This is a genomic window from Paenibacillus chungangensis (assembly GCF_042675905.1).
Classification (GTDB): Bacteria; Bacillota; Bacilli; order Paenibacillales; family Paenibacillaceae; genus Pristimantibacillus; species Pristimantibacillus chungangensis.
In genome coordinates, this window is the sequence record NZ_JBHTJZ010000014.1 from 72,682 (window position 1) to 95,012 (window position 22,331).

Genomic DNA, 22,331 nt, shown 5'->3' on the forward strand with positions numbered 1-22,331 from the left:
CGCTCCCCCCGCATGATCGCTCCGCAAAGATTCCTTCATCATAATGTCTCACTGCTTTCCAGCACTTGCTGCTTCACACGTTCCCGGCGCGCTTCCACACGCTCCCTCACTTCAGGATCGAAAGCGCCGATCATCTGCGCCGCCAGCAAGCCCGCATTCGTGCCGCCGGCATTGCCGATTGCAACCGTCGCCACAGGGATTCCTCCCGGCATCTGCACAATCGACAGCAGCGAGTCCAGTCCATTCAGATTCGAGGACTTGACGGGTACGCCAATGACCGGCAGTGCCGTCTTCGCAGCGACCATGCCGGGCAGATGCGCAGCGCCGCCGGCTCCGGCAATAATGACCTTCAAGCCGCGCTCCGCCGCACTCTCCGCATATTCGAACATCAAATCCGGCGTCCGATGCGCAGAGACAACCTTCTTCTCATAGGGAATATTCAGTTCCTCCAGAACGTCGCAGGCTAACTTCATAGTGTCCCAATCCGACTTGCTGCCCATAATGACGCCCACCATCGCAGACATTTCCTCAAACCCACTTTCTCTATTAGTATGTGATCATCAACAAATGAAAAAAAGCCCTTCAGCAATCCATATCCGATATGCCGCAGGACTCCAACGTGAAACAACCGGCACAGTGACGACAACCGGATGATCACCACTCATGAATGCAACCAACAGCAAGAAGCCCGCACCAACACCATTGGAATGGAGAGGCGACGACTCAGCCGACAGCGCCCCTAGGCGCCGAGAGCGGCTCTCGCAAAACCGTTGTTCATTCATCAAGCTCGTAGTCCAGAAAATGCGGTTTCCGGGTAGAAACATTCGGGCCTATCCCGAACATATACGAGACTGCTGTGGAAAAGCGGAAACGTCCGCTTCAACCTCCTTTAGTTTATCGAATCTGACATAGGCTGTCAATGAAATACGAACATTTACAAGCTTTCAATTATTAAAGTTCGTATTTTTCACCAATCTCTCTTTAATCGTCCCTCTCCTCGACCGAATAGCCTCCCAATTCCATCATCCTTCTCCATCATCTTCCTTTAGAATGCCCTAATTGCTTCTCTAATTATTAGACTATGGACAGACCGCGCTGAATACATTGGATTATAAGGAGCTTGCAGCCGGCGAGAGGAGACAGCCTGTCCTCAGGCCGTCCCATCGATAAGGAGGGTTACACGTGCAGATACATACAGTGAAGAAGGGAGATTCGCTCTGGGCGCTGTCGCAACGCTACGGCGTGCCTCTCGAGCACATCTTCGACGCGAACGGATTGACTGATCAAAGCCCGATTGTAATCGGTCAGGCCATCATCATTCCTACCGATTCCGACACGGTGACGCACAAAGTGCTCGCGGGAGAATCGCTCTGGATAATTAGCCAGCGCTACGGCGTATCCATGCAAGAGCTGGCGAAGGTCAACGGCATTCGCAATCCCGCTCAAATCTCAACGGGTCAGGTGCTGACCATCCCTCGGGCGGCGAAGCCAATCATCGAGGTCAACGCCTATTCGGAGAAGATGGATGAGGCGGGCGTGAAGCTGGTCGATGAGGTCGGCGACTACCTGACCTACATCAGCCTGTTCAGCTACCGCGTCCGAATCGACGGCTCCATGACGCCGCTTAACGATGCCGCCGTTATTGCCGAAGCCTATGACGAGCGGGTCGCCCCGATGATGGTCATTACCAACTTTGAAGGCGGCACCTTCAGCTCCGACATTGCGCATGCTGTGTTATCCAATCCCGCTGTACAGACTAATCTGATCGGGAATATTCTGCAGGTTATGAACACGAAGGGCTACAAGGCGCTGAATGTAGACTTCGAGTATGTCCTTCCCGGAGACAAACAGAATTATAACGACTTCCTGCAGAGGCTAGTGGACGCCCTCCATCCCAGCGGCTATCTCGTCTCCACCGCACTCGCGCCGAAGGTATCCGCCGATCAGCCAGGTACGTTATATCAGGGGAAAGATTACGAGGCGCATGGACGCATAGCAGACTTCGTCGTCATCATGACGTATGAATGGGGATGGTCGGGAGGCCCGCCCCGCGCAGTAGCTCCGCTTAATGAAGTCGTGAAGGTGCTGAACTACGCCGTAACCGTTATCCCGCCGGAGAAAATTATGATGGGCATGCCGCTGTACGGCTATGATTGGACGTTGCCATACGTGCAAGGCGGGCGCTGGGCGCCGACCGTCAGTCCGCATGAGGCGGTCGTCCGGGCAGCCAAGTATGGGGCGGACATCCGCTATGACGAGGAAGCGCAATCCCCTTACTACAACTATTACGACGAGGAAGGCAAGGAGCATGTTGTCTGGTTCGAAGACGCTAGAAGCGTGCAAGCGAAGTTCGACATCGTGAAGAGCTACAAGCTGCGCGGCGTCAGCTATTGGGTGCTGGGCGTGTCCTTCCCGCAAAACTGGTTTGTGCTTGGCGAGAACTTTACGATCAAGAAGCTGGTTTAAAGATTAGAGGTAACAACACGAACCCTTACGACTCGATTTTGGAAAAATGGAGGATCTGTCAAGCCTTTTTCGGAGAAAAAAGCCAAAAATACCTAGAACAATTCCCATAATGCAAAAAGGAATTAAATGAAAAAATCCCCCTACAGAGTAGGAGGAGAGCATGATTGGTGGTACAAGGAAACCCTTGTCCCATCTGCCTCGGTGAATGCCGAGAGGCTATTGTATAACGCGGAGGAAATATGGCGATTTGAGTGAGATTCAATCGCGAAATACCTTCCTAGTTTGAAATAAGCTCATCATTAATGTAAAACCTATCGCAGCACTAATATGCGGCAGCCATTGATATGTGATAAGCTGAAATCCCAAAAACAATGGTTCAGCCGCTATCAAAACCAATGACAACGGCAAACACGCACTGAAGAAAAACATCGCTTTAAACTTAAAACGTCTCACATCTACAACACATAAGGCGATATACACACCAACGAGCATATAAAGCGGTACTAGCAACAGCAACCATTCCGCAGTATACGTTTTTCCCACGACTGTCTGTATTCGACCTTCCAGGTTATCGACCAACATTAAAACGAGCCAAAAGCCGATTACCCAGCCAATGTTGTACAAAACACTCCAGTAATCTCTCACCCAATCATCCTTTCTTGCACTATTTTGTAATATCATATTATTTAGAAAAATAAGACCTCACACCTACCTAGTCTTATGCAGAAGATAGACCCGGACTAAACCGGGTCTATCTTCTATTGCAAAAAAACTCATACATTCCTGAAAACGTAATGAAAAATTGACCAAATTCGCTGAATATACCTTGAATGTATGCATAGTTTTCACACTAATTTTTTGAACCGAAGTAATTATTCGTGTGTGAAAGTGACCATGTATTATTGGGATCAGCATGCCAAATGGTAATATCTGTTTAATCACCTAAAATCATATACGCTTGCACTAATACAGGTTCAAAGCTAACCGGCTTTTCATAGGAATAAGTTAATCGACTCGGGTTATAATCCTTATAGTTTTGTACAAATAAACTGTCTGCAGTCGTACCCACTTGTCCTATACGAACAGACTGATCCTTTACGTTCAATGACGTATCAGCTCTATTCCAACCACCTGTAACTCTGACTAAGTCATAATACTTTCCACCACGATTATCTACAGTTTCATTAATATAGACAGTTGAGTATGCCTCAATCCCTATGCTACCATCCCAATCATTTCCTTTATATTTGAATTTATCATAGTCATTTATAGTTGTGATGGCATATGTGTTTACTCTTTCCGCATAATTTACTTTTGTATCTAATAATTGGACCGTTTTAAACTCTTTCATTTGAAAATTCACTGTATCGCCAGAAGTAGATATTACTTCTTTATTCTGAATAGAGAAGGTATTGCCTATTCCAATATCAGATATACCTCCTTTCATTGCCCGTTCCTTCAAAATATCAATGTCTATACTAGAACAAATTTAAGTTGGGAGTATATTTCAAATTAATACTCTGAATGAAATAACTGAATTAGTAATTAGTCTATAAGAAAAAGCCCTCATTATATAAACACATAATATGGCTACGTAGTTGTAAATTAATTGTAGATATTTTCAGAAAGTTTATTTCCATCATGAATCCAATAATTATAGATGCTTATCTAGTAACTGAAATGTCCCTACAAACCATCAATTCCATAAGAAAAATAGCCTTAATCCCAAACTTTATCGGATTAAGGCTATTTATAATTTATTAATAAATAGGCATCACTATCGGGCGTTACGAACATCGTCCAAATATTAAACTTCTTCCACCCACACCGTCTTACTCGCAACCGAACCGCGCTTCGGCTCCGGCGGCGTCATATCAGGATAGCCGATATAGACCAGCCCAACCAGCTCTTCCCGCTCCCGGAGCGCTAGCGTCTCATGCATGCGCGGATGGTACATCGGCGCGCCGGAGCGCCATATGGCACCCAGCCCGTGAGCATGGGCGGCGAGCAGCATATTTTGCACAGCGGCTTGCGCTGCCGCCAGCTCTTCCGCCATAAGCGCACGCGGATCATCGGACGGCGAGCAGATGGCTGCGATGACGACAGGTGCACGCATCGCCTTAACCATCTCCTTCTCCCGCACCTCTTGCATGTCTGTCTCGCTTATTCCCTCGCGATCAGCAGCTGCGACCTGCGCGTAGCCTTCGCCAAGCTGTTCCCTGCCCTTGCCCGTCATGACGATAAAGCGCCAAGGCTGGGTATTGAAATGGCTCGGCGCCCAGTTCGCCGCCTCCAGCAGCGATTCGATCACACCGCGATCCACCGGGTCCTGCTTTACCCTGCCGATCGTTCTTCTCGTCCGGATCGCCTCCAGTACACCCATTGCCACCGCGCTTTTCACTTCCTGTTGCATCAAGTCCAATCCCCTCTCCCGTCTAAAGCTATCCGTGTATGACTGCCCATGTCGATTCTAGCTGAACATAGACTTATATTCTCCGTACCCTTCCTCTTCCAGCTTCTCCTTCGGAATGAAGCGGAGTGCGGCGGAGTTGATGCAATAGCGCAGTCCCGTAGGCTGCGGCCCATCATCGAACACATGGCCCAGGTGGGAGTCCCCTTCCTTGCTCCGCACCTCGACTCTCACCATCATGTGGCTCGTATCCGTATGCTCCGTCACCGAACTCTGCTGGAGCGGCTTCGTGAAGCTGGGCCAGCCGCAGCCCGCATCGAACTTGTCCATCGAGCTGAACAACGGCTCGCCCGAGACGATGTCGACGTAGATGCCTTCTTCTATATGATCCCAAAACTCGCCAGTGAACGGCCGCTCCGTGCCGCTGTTTTGCGTCACCTCATATTGGATAGGCGTAAGCCGGCGCTTCAGCTCATCATGATCGATGCTCATCTTCCAATGCTTGCTGATGAACGCGTCACGGCCCGATCCTTTGCGGTACATCTTGTAGCGGAACGGATTCTTTTTATGGTAATCCTGATGGTATTCCTCTGCGATGTAGAACGCTCCTGCCGGCTCGATCTCCGTCACTATCGGCCCCGCGAAGCGGCCGCTCTGCTCCAGCTCGCGCTTGGAGGCTTCCGCCTGCTCCCGCTGCTCCTCCGTATAATAGTAGATGCCCGACCGGTAGGAACTGCCGCGATCATGGAACTGCCCGCCTGCATCGGTGGGATCGATCTGCTGCCAGAATGTAATTAGCAGCTTCTTGTATGGGAATACGTCCGGGTCATAGGTTATATGCACAGCTTCCGTATGCCCGGTCGAATCTGAGCACACTTCCTCGTAAGTCGGGTTCTCCGTATGACCGCCCGTATACCCCGATACGACAGATATGATGCCCGGCAGCTCCTGGAACGGCGTCACCATGCACCAGAAGCACCCCCCAGCGAACATCGCCTCTGCCCGACGACCGCCCTTCTCCAATTGTTCCATTTTCATCGTCCTCCTTCGATCGCTCATAGGATTGCTACTCTCAACTGATTATCATTATACAGGATGGCCCCGCCCAGCTCAAAATGCTCCAGCATTTGCCTTCGCCCCGCATGGCGACAGCTTGTTGCACCTTTGTTACAATTAGATGAAATTCGCAACCTTTTGGCACTCCCGAACCGTTAAGTAAGGGCACAAGCGCAATTGGACACAAATGAGGTGAAAGAAAGATGCAACAATCCAACTTGGAAATCCATGCCGGAAGCCGCCAGGCCGCCACGGCGCAGAAGCGAAAGGGCAAGCTGGCGGTCGCGGTTTTTCTCGGCGTATGGACGATCCTGATCGGGGGCGGCGTATTCGGAGCGAAGTGGTACATCGATCGCATGCAGACGAACCTTACCGCCGATATAGAGCGGCAGACGGCCGCGCAAATCCAGCAGCTGCAGTCCTCTTATGACGCATCGCTCCAGGAGCTGGAGCAGCAGCATACAGAGGAGATGAACGCACTGAAGGGCAAGGTCGACGCTTTGAACGAGCTGCTCACCTTCGCCAAGGACAACGCGGACACGAAGACGGACAACAGCAACAAGCTGTATACGCAGTTGAATGAAGTGAAGAAGCAGCTGAATGAGCTGAAGAAAAATCTGGATGTGCTGAAATGACCATAACGACACAGAATCTGCACAGAATGGCCTTGCTCGCAATTGCCCCTTTCATCGGATTAATGCTGTGGCTCCTCATAAGCGACTTCGGCATTCAACTGGACGTGGAGACGAAGCGCGAAGCCACGGTTCAACCGCAGCAGCTTGCGGCAGCGGAGGAAACTCTCACGGGATTAGAGCAAGCCCGGCAGATGGCGGAAGAGACGAGCAAGTCGCTGACGAAGCAGATTGGCCTGTATAAGAAAACTAATGCGGAGATGGAGGAGATTGCGAAGGTCGCCTCTGCCCAAGCGGGACGTCCGCTCGCTATCTACGACCGGCAGATTACAAACAGACTCGGCAAACCGTCTTCCACGATCAGCTCGGACAAGCTTCGCGCGCAATTATTTTATCTGAATCATGAGCATTTCCGTGGTTATGCCGTTAAGCTGCAACTGAAGTCTCCCGATGCGATGAATATGGCGATGGGCGGGGACAAGCCCGGCGATGCGATGACGACACTTCAAGCCGTCAAGCAATATGGAGCTGCTGTCGGCGTGAACGCCGGCGGATATGCTGATGCTAAGGGAAAGCGGTATCCGCTCAGCACGACGATTGCGGATGGCAAGTACATAACGGGCTTTGAAGCCTCGTATGCGGATTTGTTTTTTGTAGGGATGAATGACAAGAACAAGCTGATTGGGGGGAAATTCACGAAGAAGGAACAGCTGGATGCGAAAAAACCAAAGTTCGGCGCTTCCTTCGTGCCGATATTATTGAGGAACGGAGCGGCGCAGAACATACCTGCCAAATGGCAGTCGAGCCCGAAGCGCGCTCCCCGCACCGTCATAGCCAATTATAAGGATGATCAACTGCTCATCCTCGTGGCGGACGGCTACAATGAAGGAGGAAGCTCCGGCGCGACGCTGTCCGAGCTGCAGACGATACTGAAGCGGTATGGCGTTGTCGACGCCTACAACCTTGATGGGGGCGGCTCCTCCTCGCTTGTCTTCAATGGCACGCTGGTGAACAAACCGTCCGACGGCAAGCTTCGCAAGCTGCCTACGCATTTTCTGTTTTTCAAGTAGGGGCGCTCACTGCCCCTGCTTTTTTCATTTTCAAGGCAATGCCCGCCTTCAAAACATCGATATCCCGCTCCCGCTGTAGCAGCAGCCGCTCCGCATCCTGATGCGTGATAAGCTGGAACCGCACTTCGTCTCCCGGCTTCAATCCGGCAAATATCGGCAGATCGACGGCGGCCACCTGAGCCACTCGCGGATAGCCGCCCGTCGTCTGGCGGTCCGCCAGCAGCACGATGGGCTGCCCGTCCCCAGGTACTTGAATCGTGCCTGCCGCCACCGCTTCCGACAGCAGCTCCTCCTTCGTGATGAGCTGGAGCTGCTGGCCTTCCAGCCGATAGCCCATCCGGTCGGACCGCACGCCTACCCGGAATGCCGTCTGAAGTAGCGCATGCTTGCTCTCAGCCGATAATCTATCCATATGCGTTCCCGGCATAATCCGGATGACATGCATGGGGGTATGCATAATAGCAAAATGCCCCGCATGCCATGACATTGTTCCTCCTTGCCCGCGAAGCATGTGCATGACTTGCGCTTGCTTGGACCCCGGCGCTGAAGGCAACACGGACAACTTGTCTCCCTTGCGCAGCGCACGTCCTTCCAGTCCGCCAATACCGGCTCGCAAGTAGGTGCTGCGGCTTCCCATTACTAGCGGAACGTCGATTCCGCCGGACACAGCCAGATATGCTCTGCATCCGGATCGGCAGGTGAGGAAGCTTAGTACGCTGCCTTCACGCCACAGCACCGGTCGCCATAATGGAACCGACTCTCCATCCGCCTCCACTACCATATCACCGCCGCAGATGGCCATAGCCATATCTTCGTCGGCCCGCAGCCCCGCCCCTGCCATGGTCAGCTCCAACACCGCCATCCCCTCATCGTTGCCGACCAGCAGATTCGCCACCCGGGCAGCCCCTTCGTCCATGACGCCGCCGACCACCACGCCGTACTGCTGATACGCTGGCCTCCCCAAGTCCTGGACCGTCGTCAACAGACCCGGTCGCATGACGGTTAACGCCATATTCTCTCCCCCATTCCTGCTCATGATGTCGTCATCTGCACAGTTGCCGCCCAATTACACTTTTCTATGCAACTTAGGTATGTATTTTCATACAAGCTCGCCTGACTTCGCCTGACCTCGTTTTTCCTCTCCTGACATCTCATTACCTCGCCTCTCCAACCCACTTTGCAGCCACTTTTGTACGATTTTTCGTACAAACCACTCGCCTCAGACGCTCGATCCGTCACTTTTATACGATTTTTCGTACAAATTCGCTCGTTTGGACCACTGACCGCACACTTTTGTACGATTTTTCGTACAAATCACTCACCTCAGACGCTCGATCCGTCACTTTTGTACGATTTTTCGTACCAATTCGCTCGTTTGGACCACTGACCGCACACTTTTGTACGATTTTTCGTACAAACCACTCGCCTCAGACGCTCGATCCGTCACTTTTATACGATTTTTCGTACAAATTCGCTCGTTTGGACCAATGACCGCACACTTTTGTACGATTTTTCGTACAAACCACTCAACTCAGACGCTCGATCCGTCACTTTTGTACGATTTTTCGTACAAACCACTCACCTCAGACGCTCAATCCGTCACTTTTATATGTTTTTTCACACAAAACACCTGCTCCAGATACTCGCCCCAACACACTTTCCTACTGCTAACCTTTTCACAGAGCTCCCAAATCACTGCCGGGAAGGGGACGATCACATCACCCTCCTCGTCTTCGCAAGCTCTCGTACTCCTCCGCCGCAATCGGCAGGAAGCGAACGTGATCGCCGGCCTTCAGCAAAGCAGGCTTCTCCCTTTCTGAAAGGAACAGCGAGAGCGGCGTCCGTCCGATCAGCTGCCACCCCCCCGGCGTGGCAAGCGGGTAGACGCCTGTCTGCTTGCCGGCGATCCCTACGCTTCCTGCCGGGATAGAGGTGCGCGGCGTCTGTCGCCGCGGAGCAGCGATTGATTCCGACATGCCGCCCATGTAAGGAAATCCGGGAGCGAAGCCAATCATGTACACGAGATAAGAAGGCTGACTGTGAATGGCGATTACGTCTTCCGGCGTCAGCCCATTATGCTTCGCGACTTCCACCAGATCGGGTCCATACTCCCCCCCATAGCATACGGGAATCGTGACGACTGTCGGTTCATCCTCTTTTTCGAAGGACGCCACAAGTCCGCCACCCGTTCCAACCAACAAGCTATTCAGCCTTACACATATCGTCTCATAGATAGTAGCATGTCCTTTCTCGCTCTCGCTGCGGCTGCTCCGCACCTGAATAGGATCATAATGGATCGTGACCGATGCGAATGCGGGCACCACTCCCCTCACCCCCGGTATCCCGCCCCGCTCCACTATATGCAGCACAGTCATCACTTTCCGGTGAGTCGCTTCATTCAGTTCGTTCCCCAGCCCAATAATAACACCGCATTCACCCAGAGGGAGCAACTCATAGGACAGGGCTCCTGCATTCTTCTCCTTTCTCTGACTCTGCTGCATGCCGCATCTCCCCTCACACTCCGACGCTTTCTCATCCGGCTCTTCTCATCCTCACTCGCTTACAATATTTTGAACGCGGCCGACTTGACCGTCTTGCAGCCGCACCTTGATCCCGTGGGGATGCTGAGGAGAATTGGTCAATATATCTTTAACGACACCACGCGTAGTCGCGCCAGTCCGTTGATCTTTTTTTAGCACAATGTCTACTTCCAGCCCCGGCTTAACGTCGCTGCGTAATTTTCCGTTCCATGCCATTCCGCACTTCAGCTCCTACTCTAATCTCTAGTTGTTTTAATCGTACCATATTCGGCACATTCGACGAAAATAAACTCGCAAAACCTTCCTCCAACAAAATCTGCAGGGCGCGGCAGCTGACGCCAATAACCATAAGTGAAGAGGTAAAAGTTACTATCCTTACTCCAATTCCCTCGCTATTCACTCCGCCTGTGCGTCATCTCCCCTTTTCATCACAACCACTAGCATTCATCCAACTCGCCATCAATCCCTACACACTTTCCGAACTAGCGGTAACAGCCCTGAAGGAGATGCCTTCCCGCTTCAGCAACTCTCGCAATGCCAATACATGTCCCGCCGCTCCAGGTGTATCGCCATGGACGCATATGGTGTCCGCCTTCAACGCAATCACACCGCCTTGCCTCGTCGCAACCTTGCCTTCCTTCACCATCATGACGGCTTGGCGAGCCGCAGTCTCCGCACTTGCCAGCACCGCTCCTTCGATGTTCCGAGGCGTCAGAGAACCGTCGCTCTCATAAGAGCGGTCCGCAAACACTTCGTTCGCGGTGCGAAGTCCCAGCTTCTCCCCCGCCCGAATGAGCGCGCTGCCCGATAGCCCGAAGAGCAGCAAGCTTCCGTCCACTTTATATACCGCTTCCGCAATGGCTTCCGCAAGCGCATCCTCCATTGCCGCCATATTGTACAACGCTCCGTGCGGCTTCACATGCGACAAGAAGCCGCCTTCCGACTCCGCGAACGCCCGCAGCGCACCGAGCTGGTACACGATCATATCATAGGCTTCCTTAGGAGCAATCGCCATCTCACGTCTCCCGAATCCTTCCCGGTCAGGCAAGCCGGGATGCGCCCCGATTGCGACATTGTGCTTCATAGCAGAAAGAACGGACGCGCGCATAATTCCAGGATCCCCCGCATGGAAGCCGCAGGCAATGTTAGCGGACGTAATCAGCCCCATCAGTTCCTCATCCGCTCCTATCCGGTACGCGCCATACCCTTCTCCAATATCGCAATTGATATCAATACTCAGCATAGGTATTCTCCTTTCCGCTCCCTGCTTTCAATCTGCACGATATACATTCGACTGTTTAATGCTTCCATAGCAATTGTCCTTTGCACGCCTTCTTCCATTATAGTAGAGAAAAATACCCACTCCGCACAAAATGACACTTCCGCCGATGATTTGGCGCAATGTCACCATCTCTCCCAAAATAAAATAAGCCAAAATAGCGGTTCCGACAGGCTCCAAGAGAATGCTCATCGAGATCGTCGTCGCGCTGAGCCATTTCACCAGCCAGTTAAAGACGGTCTGCCCGAATACAGTAGGGATGAGCGCCAGCAAGAACATCCATAGCCAATCGCTGCTCTCGTAGCCCGTCAGCGCTTCGCCTGTGGCCAGACAGTAGACGAGCAGATAGAGAGCGCTGGCAGCATATACGATGAACGTATAAGGGAACAGCTCCAGCTCCTTGCGAACGCTCTGGCCGATCATGAAGTAGACCGTCACGACAGCCGCTCCCATTAGAGCCAGCAGATCGCCGAATAACGCAAGGCCGCTGATCTGCATATCGCCCCAGCCGATAATAAAGCTGCCCGCTATTGCCAGCAGACCGCCCCCAATCGCAGCCATTCTCAGTCGCTCCCGGAATAGCCAGGCGCCTCCCGCTATTGCGAACAGAGGCTGCAACGTCACAAGCACGGTCGAGCTCGTGACGGACGTATAGTTCAACGATTCGAACCAGAGCACGAAGTGAACAGCAAGAAAAAAGCCGGCCAGCAGACACATCATCCACTGGCGGCGAGTAAAACTCCTTATGTGCCTTAAGCTGCTTCTCGCGTCCGCCATCAGCAAGGGCATGATAAGCAAAGCGGAGAACAACATGCGATAAAAGGCAATGACGGACGCCGGAGCCTCCGTCAGCTTCACGAATATGGCCGACGTTGATAAAGCCACCGCACCAAGAAACATGGCGATATATGCCCGATTGTTGCTCATAGATGACATTTCACCTGCACCTTATCTCCTTCTTCTAATACTACCGTAATCTTGCTGTGGACATCGCCACTCCAATCCTGCTCATAGGCCGGCGTCATCTCATTGCCATTCGCTTATAGGCGTTCGTTTTCGCCCGGGAACTTCGCCGTCCATTGGATGGGATGCTTGCAGCGGTGCGGCGAATGACACCTCGGGATAGTCTCTCCTGTGCAAGCGCTCGTCAGTTAACTCCAAGAGCTCCCCCATCGCCTGATTGCGATACCCTTACTTGTAGCAGATGTCCGGCAGATGCGATTGCTCCTCCACATTGTATTCATCATAACGGATCGCATCTACCAGCGCCAGCTTCAGCTTGCGCGAATCTCTGATGAAGTGCTGCATGATGAAGATAATCCTCGTCTCCCGTGCGCATATATTCCCGAGGGCAATAGCCCGACCCGACTTGCGGCAAGAACTTCAGCAGCTTGCGCTCGAAGCCGCTCCATGCTTGCTGTGTATGCCCACATACGGCACGGAATACGACAGCATATACTTTACGCCCTGTTGCTATCCAGCTCGATGCTCCGTTCACCTTCCAGTTCGACGCCCCGTATGCCGTCTTTCTATCGCCTTCTGCCGTTTTTTACGGTCGTCATCCAGTTCGGACTAGCACCTAATTTATAAACGACAAAAAGAGAGCAGCGCCGGTCCAGCGCTGCTCTCTCTTCAATTGCTAATTTGTTATTATTCCCCGCCAAGGAAAATATAACGGCCTAAAATGAGAATGGCGAGAATCCACATCAGCCAGTGGATGTTGTACTTCCCTTTGCCGAACAGATTCGCTACAGCAGCCAGCAGCACGTATAACACGATACCGAAGGAGATGCCGTTCGCAATGCTGTACGTGAATGGCATCAGCGCCAGCGTGAAGAACGCAGGAATCGCATAGACCATATCGGAGAAGTCAATCTCCTTCACAGACTGCATCATGAGCACACCGACGATGATCAGCGCAGCAGCCGTTGCAGAGCCGGGAACAAGCGCCACCAGCGGAGACAGGAAGACCGCAAGCAAGAAGCAGATCCCCGTCGTCACTGCCGTCAGGCCGGAACGTCCGCCCTGCGCGATGCCGGCCGAGCTCTCCACATAAGCTGTTACGGTGCTAGTGCCCAGAACCGCGCCGCCGCTAACGCCGATCGCGTCCACGAACATGGCTTTGCCGATTTTCTTCTTGCCCTTCTCAGGATCCTTCATAATGCCGGCGCGGTTAGCCGTACCGACAAGCGTACCGAACGTATCGAACAATTCCACGAATGTGAATGTCAGAATGACGGTAATCAGACCCACTTCGAAGACGCCTGCGAAGTCAAAATGCCAAACTTGCAGCTCGCTAAAGTTCGGAACCCATGTCTTGCCTTCCAGCACCTCGCTAACGTTCACATGGCCTGTAATAATCGCAATGATTGTCGTGGCAATAATGCCGAACAGAATAGCGCCCGGAACACGGAGCACCATCAGAAGCGCGATGAGCACGATTGCCACAATCGTGAAGACCACTTCCGCGTTGTGGAAGCTGCCAAGCACGATGACCGTCTCGGCCCCGCTGACCGCTGTGAAGCTCTTCTGCGGAATGTCTGAGAAGCTATCTACAACAATTGTCATCAATCCGCTGTTCTTCAAGCCAATAATGGCGATGAACAAGCCGATACCGACCGTGATGGCATGCTTCAAGCTGTCAGGAACAGCTGTAATGAGCATCTGCCGCACTTGGGTAACGGTCAGAATGATGAAGATAATACCGGAGATGAATACCGCTGTCAGAGCCATCGAAGCCGAGATCGGCTTGCCGGTCGCTTGCGATGCGATAACCACTGAAGCGAAGTAAGCATTCAAGCCCATGCCCGGTGCCAATGCGACCGGGAAATTGACGAATAGCCCCATCGCAATGGTGAAGATGCCCGCCGCAAGTGCCGTAGCAAGGAATACACCTTCCCAGCTCAGTCCGGCCGGCGTCAAGATTATAGGGTTGACTGCCAGAATATAGGCCATCGTCATGAATGTCGTCAACCCTGCCATAATTTCAGTTCTTACATTTGTTCCCAGTTCCTTCAATCGAAAGAAACGTTCCATTTTGATCCATACCCTCCCAAAATTGTGTTGGAACAAACAGAGAAACCTGGTTGAATATACGCACACGCGCATCTCCCCCCAGGCTCTGCAAAAAGCGAAAAAATGATCCGCTGGACCGTAGCGGACATTTTTTCCACTTTCCGTAGCCTGATCATTTACGGTGACCTGTAGATACTCTCAAGCCGATTCTTGAGATTATACGAAAAGCTTATGCTGTTGTTTTCCGATTACAATTTTATAGAGAATAGCGCTATTTTGTCAACATATTTCACGAATATTCGAGGAATTTATATTTTTAATCATTCGGTTTTACAGCGTTTTCAAAAGGGGCGTATATCACTATTTACCTATATACGCCTACCCATTTCCTTACATGCTTCGCGAAAACCCCATAATCATACATAATCCCCCTATTATCCCATCGCCCAAGTGAGAAGAAGAGAGATGGCAATTATGCTAATCAATATGATCCACCCAAACGGCCTTGCGAAGTTCATCGTCCATCCGACACCGAAGCGCTTCTCCACGAATATCGCCGGGTCCTTGGGATTGAAGTAGAATTGGCCAAGCTTCCAATGCTGATCCTGATCTCCTGCTGCTGCCGCTGCTTTCCCATCCGCACTCCCGCTGCCTCCTCCGATCCGACTTCCGCCTTGTCCGGTCACAATCGACAAGACGATGGAGCCAACGACGATAATGCCCGTTACGACAAGGACGAGTATGCTTGGCACCCGGATGTCCCAATCCAGCAGTTGGTACAGCTGAAAGCTTCCGAACATCGCGATCATCAGGAAGGCGTTCACAACGATGAAGGAAGACCAGTAGCGACGGAATTTGACATTGCGCCGCAAGGAGCCCTCCGGATCATGGGACTCTACGATCTGTTTGCTGCGGCTGATCGTATAATTGACGAAGATGAATACAAGCAGCAGGAACGAGCCAATGATAGCCGGCCACATGACGGCTGAGTAGCTTTTGGCCACTGTTCTTGTAATATTCCCCGCGAAGTCATGCTTCATCGGAATTTGGTCGGGAAATTGATCATACCCCAGCACCCCGATGAGAACGTATGAGACGATAAGCAGGAAGTGAGGAATAAACCACAGGTATGATACGGTCAATTTCTCCTGCCGAAACTTCATATTCACGATAACTCTCTGCACTTTATCCGTCTGCCAGTTCTCCTGAAGCTTGATCTGCTTGACGGCATTATGCTGCTTCAAGTAAATGAGGAACGACAGGATCAGATAGCCGAACACATGACCGAGCATCGTCAAGCTCCAGCTCTCTTCACTCATCGGACTAAGCGAAAACAGGACAAGAGACGCGCTGAGAGCGACGCCGGCAGCTCCGTTCCACCAGGCATATTGGCGCCTTAATGCGGCAAGCCTGGAATCCTTCTGCGCTTCCTCCGGAACCGTCACGCCGAAGCTCTCGATTCTTCTGGTCAGAAAGGGCATAATGGTCGAAATCATCACTAGCGGGAACATTACAATTGCCGACATAAACACCAGCCAACCTTGACTCATGTCACTTCTCCTCCTTAGGTAGCATTTCTTCAAATACAGCTTGACTCATTTCCGCGAATTGCTCCTTCGTTACGCCTCTGCATATGGCGTCGGCAATGAGCGGCCGCAATTGTTCCCTCAAGCGGCTTCTGTAGGCGTCATCCGCTGCGGGATAAGCGTCCATTGTAATGACAACGCCTTGCTTGCGGTTAATCTGCACATAACCTTCTTGCTTCAGCAATTGATAGGCCTTGTTCACCGTGTGCAGGTTAATGCCGAGATCGGCAGCCAGACTTCGCACGGACGGCAAGCCTTCTCCGGGCTGCAACTGCTTCCGCGCAATCCCTTCCACTATTCCATGGACAAGCTGTGTATAGATCGGCGTCTCCGATTGCAGATCAATATCCAGCAGCATACTCGCATCACCTCGCTTGTCTCGTATGATTGGTTAGCCCAACCCCATTTCGGCTCCTACTTCAAGTTCATCCACTTGTTATAGTTAAAGTATAACAGATATAACTAGTATGATCAAGCATATCTACTAGCACTAAGTATATTTATTAGTCCTCCTCCATTCGTAAGGTTCATCTGTATTTAAAAAATAGTCATTGTACCTAAATAGATGAAAAACTCCCGTCTGTCTGTTCCGCACAGAGACAGACGGGAGTTTTTGTGTTTGAATATATTAGACTGATTTATTACTCCCACTCAATCGTAGCAGGAGGCTTGGATGTTACGTCGTACACGATCCGGTTAACGTTATCTACTTCGTTAACGATTCTCACCGAAATCTTCTCCAGCACGTCCCAAGGGATGCGCGCCCAGTCGGCGGTCATGCCGTCGATGGATGTAACAGCCCGGATGCCTACGGTGTAGGAGTAAGTACGGGCGTCGCCCATAACGCCTACGCTCTTCATGTTCGGAAGAGCCGTGAAGTATTGCCAGATCTCGCGGTCAAGACCCGCCTTGGCAATCTCCTCACGCAAGATCGCGTCGGACTCGCGCACGATGTGCAGCTTCTCTTCCGTCACTTCGCCAAGCACCCGAATAGCCAGGCCCGGTCCCGGGAACGGTTGACGCATAACGATAGCGTCTGGCAGGCCGCATTCTGTACCCACCTTGCGAACCTCGTCCTTGAACAGCGCTTTAAGCGGCTCTACAAGCTCGAATTTCATGTCTTCCGGCAAGCCGCCTACATTATGATGCGACTTGATCGTCTGTGCGGTAGCCGTGCCGCTCTCGATGATGTCGGTGTAGAGCGTGCCTTGCGCCAGGAAGGCGAAGTCGTCCAGCTTGTCCGATTCTTCCTGGAACAGGTAGATGAACTCGTTGCCGATAATTTTGCGCTTCTGCTCGGGATCGTCGACGCCCTTCAGCTTGCCCAGGAAGCGGTCCTTCGCATCGATCTTCAGCACCTTCATATCGAACTTGCCGACGAACGTCTCCATTACGCTCTCCGCTTCTCCCTTGCGCAGCAAGCCGTGATCAATGAACATACACGTCAGCTGATCGCCGATCGCCTTATGGAGAAGAATGGCGACAACGGAGGAGTCCACCCCGCCGGACAGCGCGCAGAGCACCTTCTTGTCCCCTACCTGCTGACGGATCTCCGCGATCTTATCCTCGATGAAGGATTCCATCGTCCAGGAGCCTTCACAGTCGCACACCTTGTACAGGAAATTCTTGATCATCTCGTTGCCGTATACAGAATGGCGTACCTCAGGATGGAATTGTACCGCGTACAGCTTCCGATCCGGATCGCTCATGCCCGCAATCGGCGCATGCTCCGTGCTTGCGTCTACACGGAATCCCGCAGGAGGCTCAATGACGAGATCGCTGTGACTCATCCATACCGTCTGTACGGAATCCAATCCGTGAGCGATAGGGCTGCCTTCGACGAAATTAACCTCCGCTTTCCCGTATTCACGCTTCCCTGCGCGCTCTACCTTGCCCTTCAGCTGGTGAGACATCAGCTGCATACCGTAGCAGATGCCTAAGATAGGCACGTTCAGCTCGTAAATCGCAGGATCTACCAGAGGAGAATTTTCTTCATATACGCTTGCCGGACCACCAGAGAACACGATGCCTTTCGGCTGCAGCTCCCTAATCTTCTCCACAGGCGTATTGTAAGGCAGCAGCTCGCTATATACGCCAAGATCGCGAATACGGCGGGCTATCAGCTGGTTGTATTGTCCCCCGAAGTCGAGGACAACAATAATTTCATTATGCTTCGTCATGACCGAGCCTCCCTCAATTGATGTAGTAATTATATATAAGCTACTTCCAGAGAGTCAAGGACACGACTGTTAACGCTGGACCGACAATCAGGAATTGTCATAGCACTTGCCGTAAAAACTAATTCACGATACAATTCCCTCATATATAGAATGCTTTCGGAGACATTAAAAACGATATGAAGCAGGTGATTAAGTACATTATGCTAGAAGTAAGAACGTCCAAACTGATAAGTGAAGGATCTACTGACGAAGAATTCCAACGCGGCGTATTCGCTACACAGGACATTAAAAAAGGAACTCTTATCCATGTCGCTCCTGTTATTTCCTATTTGAATGAAGATCACGTCCATATAGAAAAAACTATTCTAGGCGACTATGCATATTCTTATGGGGCCAATCATAGCGCTATCCTGCTGGGGTACGGCAGCTTGTTCAACCATTCCTATACGCCAAACGCATCCTTCGAGCTTAACTTCGACAATCTGACCGTTGAGTTCTATGCGCATACCGATATAAAAGAAAACGAAGAGGTGCTCACGAACTATAACGGCGAGGTCGATTGCAACGATCCCCTATGGTTTGACGTGAATAAATAGGATACGCCGCCCCCTGTTCATTCCCCTTCAAGTTGTATTCCAGATGAAGAAGGAGAATGGCGGGCCTTCTTGTACTCCGTTGGCGTTTTCCCTGTATCATTTTTGAAGACGCGACAGAAGTACCGGTAATCCGTCATGCCGATGGCTTGCGACACTTCATATATTTTCATCGTCGTCCGCTCCAGCAGCTCCTTCGCCTTATTCATGCGAATGCGGTTCAAGTAATCGGACACATGCTCTCCCGTCTCGCTCTTGAACAGCGCGCCGGCATAGGAAGGATGCAACTGCACAAGATGGGCAAGCTCGGCAACCTGCAGGTCTTCGGCGTACCTCTCTCGGATCATCGCTCTCATGAGCTGCACCTCTCGCCGAAAACCTTCTCCATGTCCGCTGCGCATCGCCTGCCGCAGCAGCTCCAGCGTCCCTTCCCACCAATGCCGGAAGTCATCCCAGCGCTCCAGCCATGCCAGCTCCTTGCAGCGCTCCCTCATCTGTGGCGGAAGATCGTTCAACGCCGGATCCAACATCTTCAATGTGATGCTCAGCAGCTGACGAGGATGCGTACGCGCGCGCTCTCCGTCCCACTCTGTCAAGGATGCAGCAGCTTCCTGTACCGTCTTGACTTCTCCCGCCTGAAGCCCGGCTATCATCCCGGTCACCATCTCCCGCAGCCGCAAGGAATCAACGTTCCGGTAAGACTGCTGCGGCGCTCCTTCCATCACCGACTGATAATTGTAAAAGTAGGACAAGGATTGCTCCAACCCATCGCTTGCCGATTGCACGAGAAGCCGGGCCGCCTGCACCCGCTGCTGCCCGGAGAACGACCAAGGCTGGCCGATATGGACGAACGCATCGGTATCCGTTATGTCTGGCACCCTGTGCAGACACTTCAAGCCCAATGTGCGAAGCTTTCGTTCACCGTCCTCCGACGAAATGCGGGAATCCGCTCCCACATACACAATGACTCGATTATCGAGATAAGGAACGACAATCCCCCCATCCTTATCCAGTATCTCCTCGATTGCCCCTCCTACTCCCTGCTGAAGCTTCTCTGCTTCTCCGACGGCGATCGCTCGCTTCCGGTTCAATCGGTGCAAGTCCCAGCCCAATATCAAGACTGCGATATGGCTGTATGCGGTTAAGCAAGCCATGGAGGCCGGCAGGTCAGCCTTCTCGTTCCTCTCTCCTTGAAGCCGCTCCTTTGCTTGCTCCAGCCATACACGCTTCTCGTTCCAATACTGCCGCCAATTCAGCTGCTCTTGAAGCTGCAGCTGTTCTTCCTTATTCATCTCGGACGCAATAAGCTCTGCCGCCTTGCGGCAAGCCTTCACGATCGCATCGCCGGATTGCGCCACTTTCACCAGATAATTGTCCACGCCAATCGCAATCGCCTGCTGCGCGTATTCGAATTCACTGTATGCGGTCAGAATGATGACGTGCACCTGCGGCCATCGTTCCTTCACGATCGCGGCGAGCTGAAGCCCGTCCATTCCCGGCATCGTTATATCCGTCAGCAGCAGATGAGGAGGATCGCGCTCGATCATGGCGAGCGCCTCCTTCCCGCTGGAAGCCGCCCCCATAAAAACAAAGCCCGCTTCCTCCCACTGCACGCCGTTCGCGAATTGCTCCCTCACCCACTTCTCGTCATCCACCATCAGCAACTTGAACACTCGCGCCCACCTCCAGATGTAGAATAGAGCAAAAATGATCACCTTCACTTCAATCCCACTGCTGCTTCTTTCGCAGAAGAAGGCAACGAGAGCGGCAATCGGACCGTCACAATAAGACCACCGTCTTCCTCATTGCGGAACGATAAGCCGCAGGCCATTCCGAAGTGCAACTGAATACGATCCTGCACGCTGCGTATGCCCAGATTGTTGAGCCCTTTGTAAGCCGTCTCCGTCTCTTCGCGAGCAAGCAAGCGCGCCAGCTTATCTTCAGATATGCCCGGTCCTCTATCCGATACTTCCAGCGTGATCCGGCCCTCGTTCTCCATAGCGCCAGTCACAATAATAAAGTTCGGCTCCGGCTGATTCAGTCCATAGAAAATGCTGTTCTCGACCAGTGTAATCAAAGTCAGCTTCGGAATCGGGGCAGAAGTCAGCTCATCCGGCACGACCATCTCGAAGTCGAATGCATCTCCATATCGCAGCTGCATGAGCCGCACGTAGTTGTCCAGCTGCTTCAATTCCTCTTCCACCGTTACGATTTCGCTTACTTTATCCATGGAATATTGCATTAATCCCATTAGTGAGCCAATCATCTCGCCCATTTCCTGTCCTCTGCCGGATCGGTCCAAGTAATAGATCGCACTTAACGTGTTATTCAAAAAGTGGGAGTTCACCTGTGAATGAAGCACCTTCAGCTCATGGTGGCGCTTGCGTTCTTCACTCTTCTGCAAATCATTGAACAACGTCTGAATATTGTTCATCATTCGGTTGAATCCGCTAGCGATAAGCGCGAATTCATCACTGCGTCTAATGATAACGCGGGATGCCAGATCCCCGCGGGCACCCGCCTTCAATTGTCTGATAATGGCGCTGAACGGCTTCTGTATGTACATCGCCACCCACCCGGAGACGACCACAGCCAACGCAACGGCAATAAGGAAGACGATGAACAGCTGCTGCTTCAGGCTGGACAACAGGGGGTAGGCTTCATTCTCTTTTATGATGGAAAATACGATCCACCCCCAGCGGTTGCCCTTGCTCTGAAGCACCTTATACTCGCCGCCTTCGGCTTCTACAATCTCCATTCCTCTGCGCCCTGACTGAATGAGCTCGGCAAGCGATGACACCATATCGTTATGTCTCTGTATCTCCTCGTAATTGGTCAAGGAAGCGTTGGACGTGATATAAAGGCCGCTATTCGAAAATAAGTAAACATGCTTGTTCTCTTCCTGCGCAATAAGCGGATCCGTTAGCGAATCCAGATTCAAATCCAGCACAATGTATTGATGCTTGTTGATTTGTCTGGCTACCGTGATCACCCTGCGGTCTCCCGTCCGATACGGTTCACTCCACCAAAAGCCGCTCTCGCCAGTCTTCTCGATAATAAGCGATAAAGTCTCCGGGGTAACAAAATACTGATACGAATAGGGCTCGCTAATTGTCACTTCCCCATTGTCAATAAAATAAAAGCCATCGATGCTATCATTATGCAAAGCATGCATGTTCTGTAGAAGCACATTATAGTCGTCCTGATTCAAATGATTGTAGATGCCCGCATTGGACAGGAAGATGAATTGCGTCTGAATATTGTCCATGAATGCCTTCAGCGACTTCTCCATCTGATCAACGGATGCTTGCAGAGCGCTGTCATTGTTCTCTCTGATCGGAGTGAACAGCCTCTGATAGCCGAACAAGCCGATGACAAGGAACAGACAGATCACGCTGAAGAACGTAATGATGAACAGCTTCATGCTAATGCTGGAGAACCATCTCGTTCTAATCGGTCCGTTCATTGCCATCAGCCTCCGTGTACGATGCTAGCGTTTACATT

Annotated in this window: 20 protein-coding genes and 2 riboswitches; of the genes, 4 read left to right on the forward strand and 16 right to left on the reverse strand. The window is 51.8% G+C overall.

The genetic code is table 11. The features are described 5' to 3' along the window. Positions 1-38: 38 nt before the first annotated feature. The gene (gene purE, locus ACFQ2I_RS12430) at positions 39-524 is read right to left on the reverse strand and encodes a 5-(carboxyamino)imidazole ribonucleotide mutase (protein WP_377564574.1); all 486 of its coding nucleotides are present in this window, start codon (positions 522-524) and stop codon (positions 39-41) included. 246 nt (positions 525-770) lie between these two features. Further along, positions 771-869, reverse strand: a riboswitch (purine riboswitch). A gap of 313 nt (positions 870-1,182) precedes the next feature. On the opposite strand from purE, the gene ACFQ2I_RS12435 reads away from it, so the two are divergent. Continuing rightward, entirely contained in the window at positions 1,183-2,466 is a 1,284-nt protein-coding gene (locus ACFQ2I_RS12435; protein WP_377564575.1) for a glycosyl hydrolase family 18 protein, read from the forward strand. 258 nt (positions 2,467-2,724) lie between these two features. On the opposite strand, the gene ACFQ2I_RS12440 is transcribed toward ACFQ2I_RS12435, so the two are convergent. The 4 genes from ACFQ2I_RS12440 to msrB all read right to left on the reverse strand — a co-directional run bounded on the left by ACFQ2I_RS12440 (position 2,725) and on the right by msrB (position 5,908). Then, a complete protein-coding gene (locus ACFQ2I_RS12440) occupies positions 2,725-3,111 on the reverse strand; it encodes a hypothetical protein (protein WP_377564576.1) in 387 nt (128 codons plus the stop codon). 289 nt (positions 3,112-3,400) lie between these two features. Beyond that, complete coding sequence (locus ACFQ2I_RS12445) at positions 3,401-3,913, reverse strand: hypothetical protein (protein ID WP_377564577.1); 513 nt, start codon at positions 3,911-3,913, stop codon at positions 3,401-3,403. 360 nt (positions 3,914-4,273) lie between these two features. Beyond that, positions 4,274-4,879, reverse strand: coding sequence for a nitroreductase family protein (locus ACFQ2I_RS12450; protein WP_377564612.1), 606 nt, complete (start codon positions 4,877-4,879; stop codon positions 4,274-4,276). Between the two features lie 57 nt (positions 4,880-4,936). Next, positions 4,937-5,908: a peptide-methionine (R)-S-oxide reductase MsrB gene (gene msrB / locus ACFQ2I_RS12455; RefSeq protein WP_377564578.1), complete on the reverse strand. Its 972-nt coding sequence runs from the start codon at positions 5,906-5,908 to the stop codon at positions 4,937-4,939. 227 nt (positions 5,909-6,135) lie between these two features. Here msrB and ACFQ2I_RS12460 point away from each other — a divergent pair, with 227 nt between their 5' ends. Both ACFQ2I_RS12460 and ACFQ2I_RS12465 read left to right on the forward strand, forming a co-directional pair. Beyond that, positions 6,136-6,567, forward strand: a complete 432-nt coding sequence (locus ACFQ2I_RS12460; RefSeq protein WP_377564579.1) for a hypothetical protein — start codon at positions 6,136-6,138, stop codon at positions 6,565-6,567. Continuing rightward, positions 6,564-7,634: a phosphodiester glycosidase family protein gene (locus tag ACFQ2I_RS12465; RefSeq protein ID WP_377564580.1), complete on the forward strand. Its 1,071-nt coding sequence runs from the start codon at positions 6,564-6,566 to the stop codon at positions 7,632-7,634. Before ACFQ2I_RS12460 ends, ACFQ2I_RS12465 begins: the two co-directional genes overlap by 4 nt. On the opposite strand, the gene ACFQ2I_RS12470 is transcribed toward ACFQ2I_RS12465, so the two are convergent. The 9 genes from ACFQ2I_RS12470 to guaA all read right to left on the reverse strand — a co-directional run bounded on the left by ACFQ2I_RS12470 (position 7,627) and on the right by guaA (position 18,234). Next, positions 7,627-8,670: a 5-oxoprolinase subunit C family protein gene (locus ACFQ2I_RS12470; RefSeq protein WP_377564582.1), complete on the reverse strand. Its 1,044-nt coding sequence runs from the start codon at positions 8,668-8,670 to the stop codon at positions 7,627-7,629. The two genes, ACFQ2I_RS12465 and ACFQ2I_RS12470, sit on opposite strands and share 8 nt — an antisense overlap. A gap of 682 nt (positions 8,671-9,352) precedes the next feature. Continuing rightward, entirely contained in the window at positions 9,353-10,135 is a 783-nt protein-coding gene (gene pxpB, locus ACFQ2I_RS12475; protein WP_377564583.1) for a 5-oxoprolinase subunit PxpB, read from the reverse strand. 51 nt (positions 10,136-10,186) lie between these two features. Then, on the reverse strand, positions 10,187-10,390 hold the full coding sequence (locus tag ACFQ2I_RS12480; RefSeq protein WP_377564584.1) for a YwbE family protein: 204 nt from the start codon (positions 10,388-10,390) through the stop codon (positions 10,187-10,189). Positions 10,391-10,640: 250 nt separating this feature from the next. After that, on the reverse strand, positions 10,641-11,417 hold the full coding sequence (locus tag ACFQ2I_RS12485; protein ID WP_377564585.1) for a LamB/YcsF family protein: 777 nt from the start codon (positions 11,415-11,417) through the stop codon (positions 10,641-10,643). A gap of 27 nt (positions 11,418-11,444) precedes the next feature. Further along, complete coding sequence (locus tag ACFQ2I_RS12490) at positions 11,445-12,380, reverse strand: DMT family transporter (protein ID WP_377564586.1); 936 nt, start codon at positions 12,378-12,380, stop codon at positions 11,445-11,447. 723 nt (positions 12,381-13,103) lie between these two features. Next, positions 13,104-14,489, reverse strand: coding sequence for an NCS2 family permease (locus ACFQ2I_RS12495; protein WP_377564587.1), 1,386 nt, complete (start codon positions 14,487-14,489; stop codon positions 13,104-13,106). A gap of 123 nt (positions 14,490-14,612) precedes the next feature. Next, positions 14,613-14,712: riboswitch (purine riboswitch) on the reverse strand. Between the two features lie 190 nt (positions 14,713-14,902). Then, positions 14,903-16,018: a DUF1648 domain-containing protein gene (locus ACFQ2I_RS12500; protein ID WP_377564588.1), complete on the reverse strand. Its 1,116-nt coding sequence runs from the start codon at positions 16,016-16,018 to the stop codon at positions 14,903-14,905. A 1-nt stretch (position 16,019) separates the two neighbouring features. Further along, positions 16,020-16,412 carry a GntR family transcriptional regulator gene (locus ACFQ2I_RS12505; protein WP_377564590.1) on the reverse strand — a complete coding sequence of 131 codons (393 nt, stop codon included), beginning with the start codon at positions 16,410-16,412 and terminating at the stop codon, positions 16,020-16,022. Positions 16,413-16,695: 283 nt separating this feature from the next. Then, positions 16,696-18,234: a glutamine-hydrolyzing GMP synthase gene (gene guaA, locus ACFQ2I_RS12510; protein ID WP_377564591.1), complete on the reverse strand. Its 1,539-nt coding sequence runs from the start codon at positions 18,232-18,234 to the stop codon at positions 16,696-16,698. Between the two features lie 200 nt (positions 18,235-18,434). Between guaA and ACFQ2I_RS12515 the strand changes: the two genes are divergently transcribed. Further along, positions 18,435-18,830: an SET domain-containing protein gene (locus tag ACFQ2I_RS12515; RefSeq protein WP_377564592.1), complete on the forward strand. Its 396-nt coding sequence runs from the start codon at positions 18,435-18,437 to the stop codon at positions 18,828-18,830. 17 nt (positions 18,831-18,847) lie between these two features. Here the strand turns inward: ACFQ2I_RS12515 and ACFQ2I_RS12520 are convergent, their stop codons facing one another. Both ACFQ2I_RS12520 and ACFQ2I_RS12525 read right to left on the reverse strand, forming a co-directional pair. Beyond that, positions 18,848-20,500, reverse strand: a complete 1,653-nt coding sequence (locus ACFQ2I_RS12520; protein WP_377564593.1) for a response regulator transcription factor — start codon at positions 20,498-20,500, stop codon at positions 18,848-18,850. Between the two features lie 44 nt (positions 20,501-20,544). Beyond that, positions 20,545-22,293, reverse strand: coding sequence for a sensor histidine kinase (locus tag ACFQ2I_RS12525; protein WP_377564595.1), 1,749 nt, complete (start codon positions 22,291-22,293; stop codon positions 20,545-20,547). Positions 22,294-22,331 lie beyond the last annotated feature (38 nt).

Bases quoted from the DNA above. Each gene is read 5' to 3' on its own strand.
- purE (WP_377564574.1), bottom strand. From the start codon at position 524: ATGTCTGCGATGGTGGGCGTCATTATGGGCAGCAAGTCGGATTGGGAC.
- ACFQ2I_RS12445 (WP_377564577.1), bottom strand. From the start codon at position 3,913: ATGAAAGGAGGTATATCTGATATTGGAATAGGCAATACCTTCTCTATT.
- ACFQ2I_RS12450 (WP_377564612.1), bottom strand. From the start codon at position 4,879: ATGCAACAGGAAGTGAAAAGCGCGGTGGCAATGGGTGTACTGGAGGCG.
- msrB (WP_377564578.1), bottom strand. From the start codon at position 5,908: ATGGAACAATTGGAGAAGGGCGGTCGTCGGGCAGAGGCGATGTTCGCT.
- ACFQ2I_RS12460 (WP_377564579.1), top strand. From the start codon at position 6,136: ATGCAACAATCCAACTTGGAAATCCATGCCGGAAGCCGCCAGGCCGCC.
- ACFQ2I_RS12465 (WP_377564580.1), top strand. From the start codon at position 6,564: ATGACCATAACGACACAGAATCTGCACAGAATGGCCTTGCTCGCAATT.
- ACFQ2I_RS12470 (WP_377564582.1), bottom strand. From the start codon at position 8,670: ATGAGCAGGAATGGGGGAGAGAATATGGCGTTAACCGTCATGCGACCG.
- pxpB (WP_377564583.1), bottom strand. From the start codon at position 10,135: ATGCAGCAGAGTCAGAGAAAGGAGAAGAATGCAGGAGCCCTGTCCTAT.
- ACFQ2I_RS12480 (WP_377564584.1), bottom strand. From the start codon at position 10,390: ATGGCATGGAACGGAAAATTACGCAGCGACGTTAAGCCGGGGCTGGAA.
- ACFQ2I_RS12485 (WP_377564585.1), bottom strand. From the start codon at position 11,417: ATGCTGAGTATTGATATCAATTGCGATATTGGAGAAGGGTATGGCGCG.
- ACFQ2I_RS12490 (WP_377564586.1), bottom strand. From the start codon at position 12,380: ATGAGCAACAATCGGGCATATATCGCCATGTTTCTTGGTGCGGTGGCT.
- ACFQ2I_RS12495 (WP_377564587.1), bottom strand. From the start codon at position 14,489: ATGGAACGTTTCTTTCGATTGAAGGAACTGGGAACAAATGTAAGAACT.
- ACFQ2I_RS12500 (WP_377564588.1), bottom strand. From the start codon at position 16,018: ATGAGTCAAGGTTGGCTGGTGTTTATGTCGGCAATTGTAATGTTCCCG.
- ACFQ2I_RS12505 (WP_377564590.1), bottom strand. From the start codon at position 16,412: ATGCTGCTGGATATTGATCTGCAATCGGAGACGCCGATCTATACACAG.
- guaA (WP_377564591.1), bottom strand. From the start codon at position 18,234: ATGACGAAGCATAATGAAATTATTGTTGTCCTCGACTTCGGGGGACAA.
- ACFQ2I_RS12515 (WP_377564592.1), top strand. From the start codon at position 18,435: ATGCTAGAAGTAAGAACGTCCAAACTGATAAGTGAAGGATCTACTGAC.
- ACFQ2I_RS12525 (WP_377564595.1), bottom strand. From the start codon at position 22,293: ATGAACGGACCGATTAGAACGAGATGGTTCTCCAGCATTAGCATGAAG.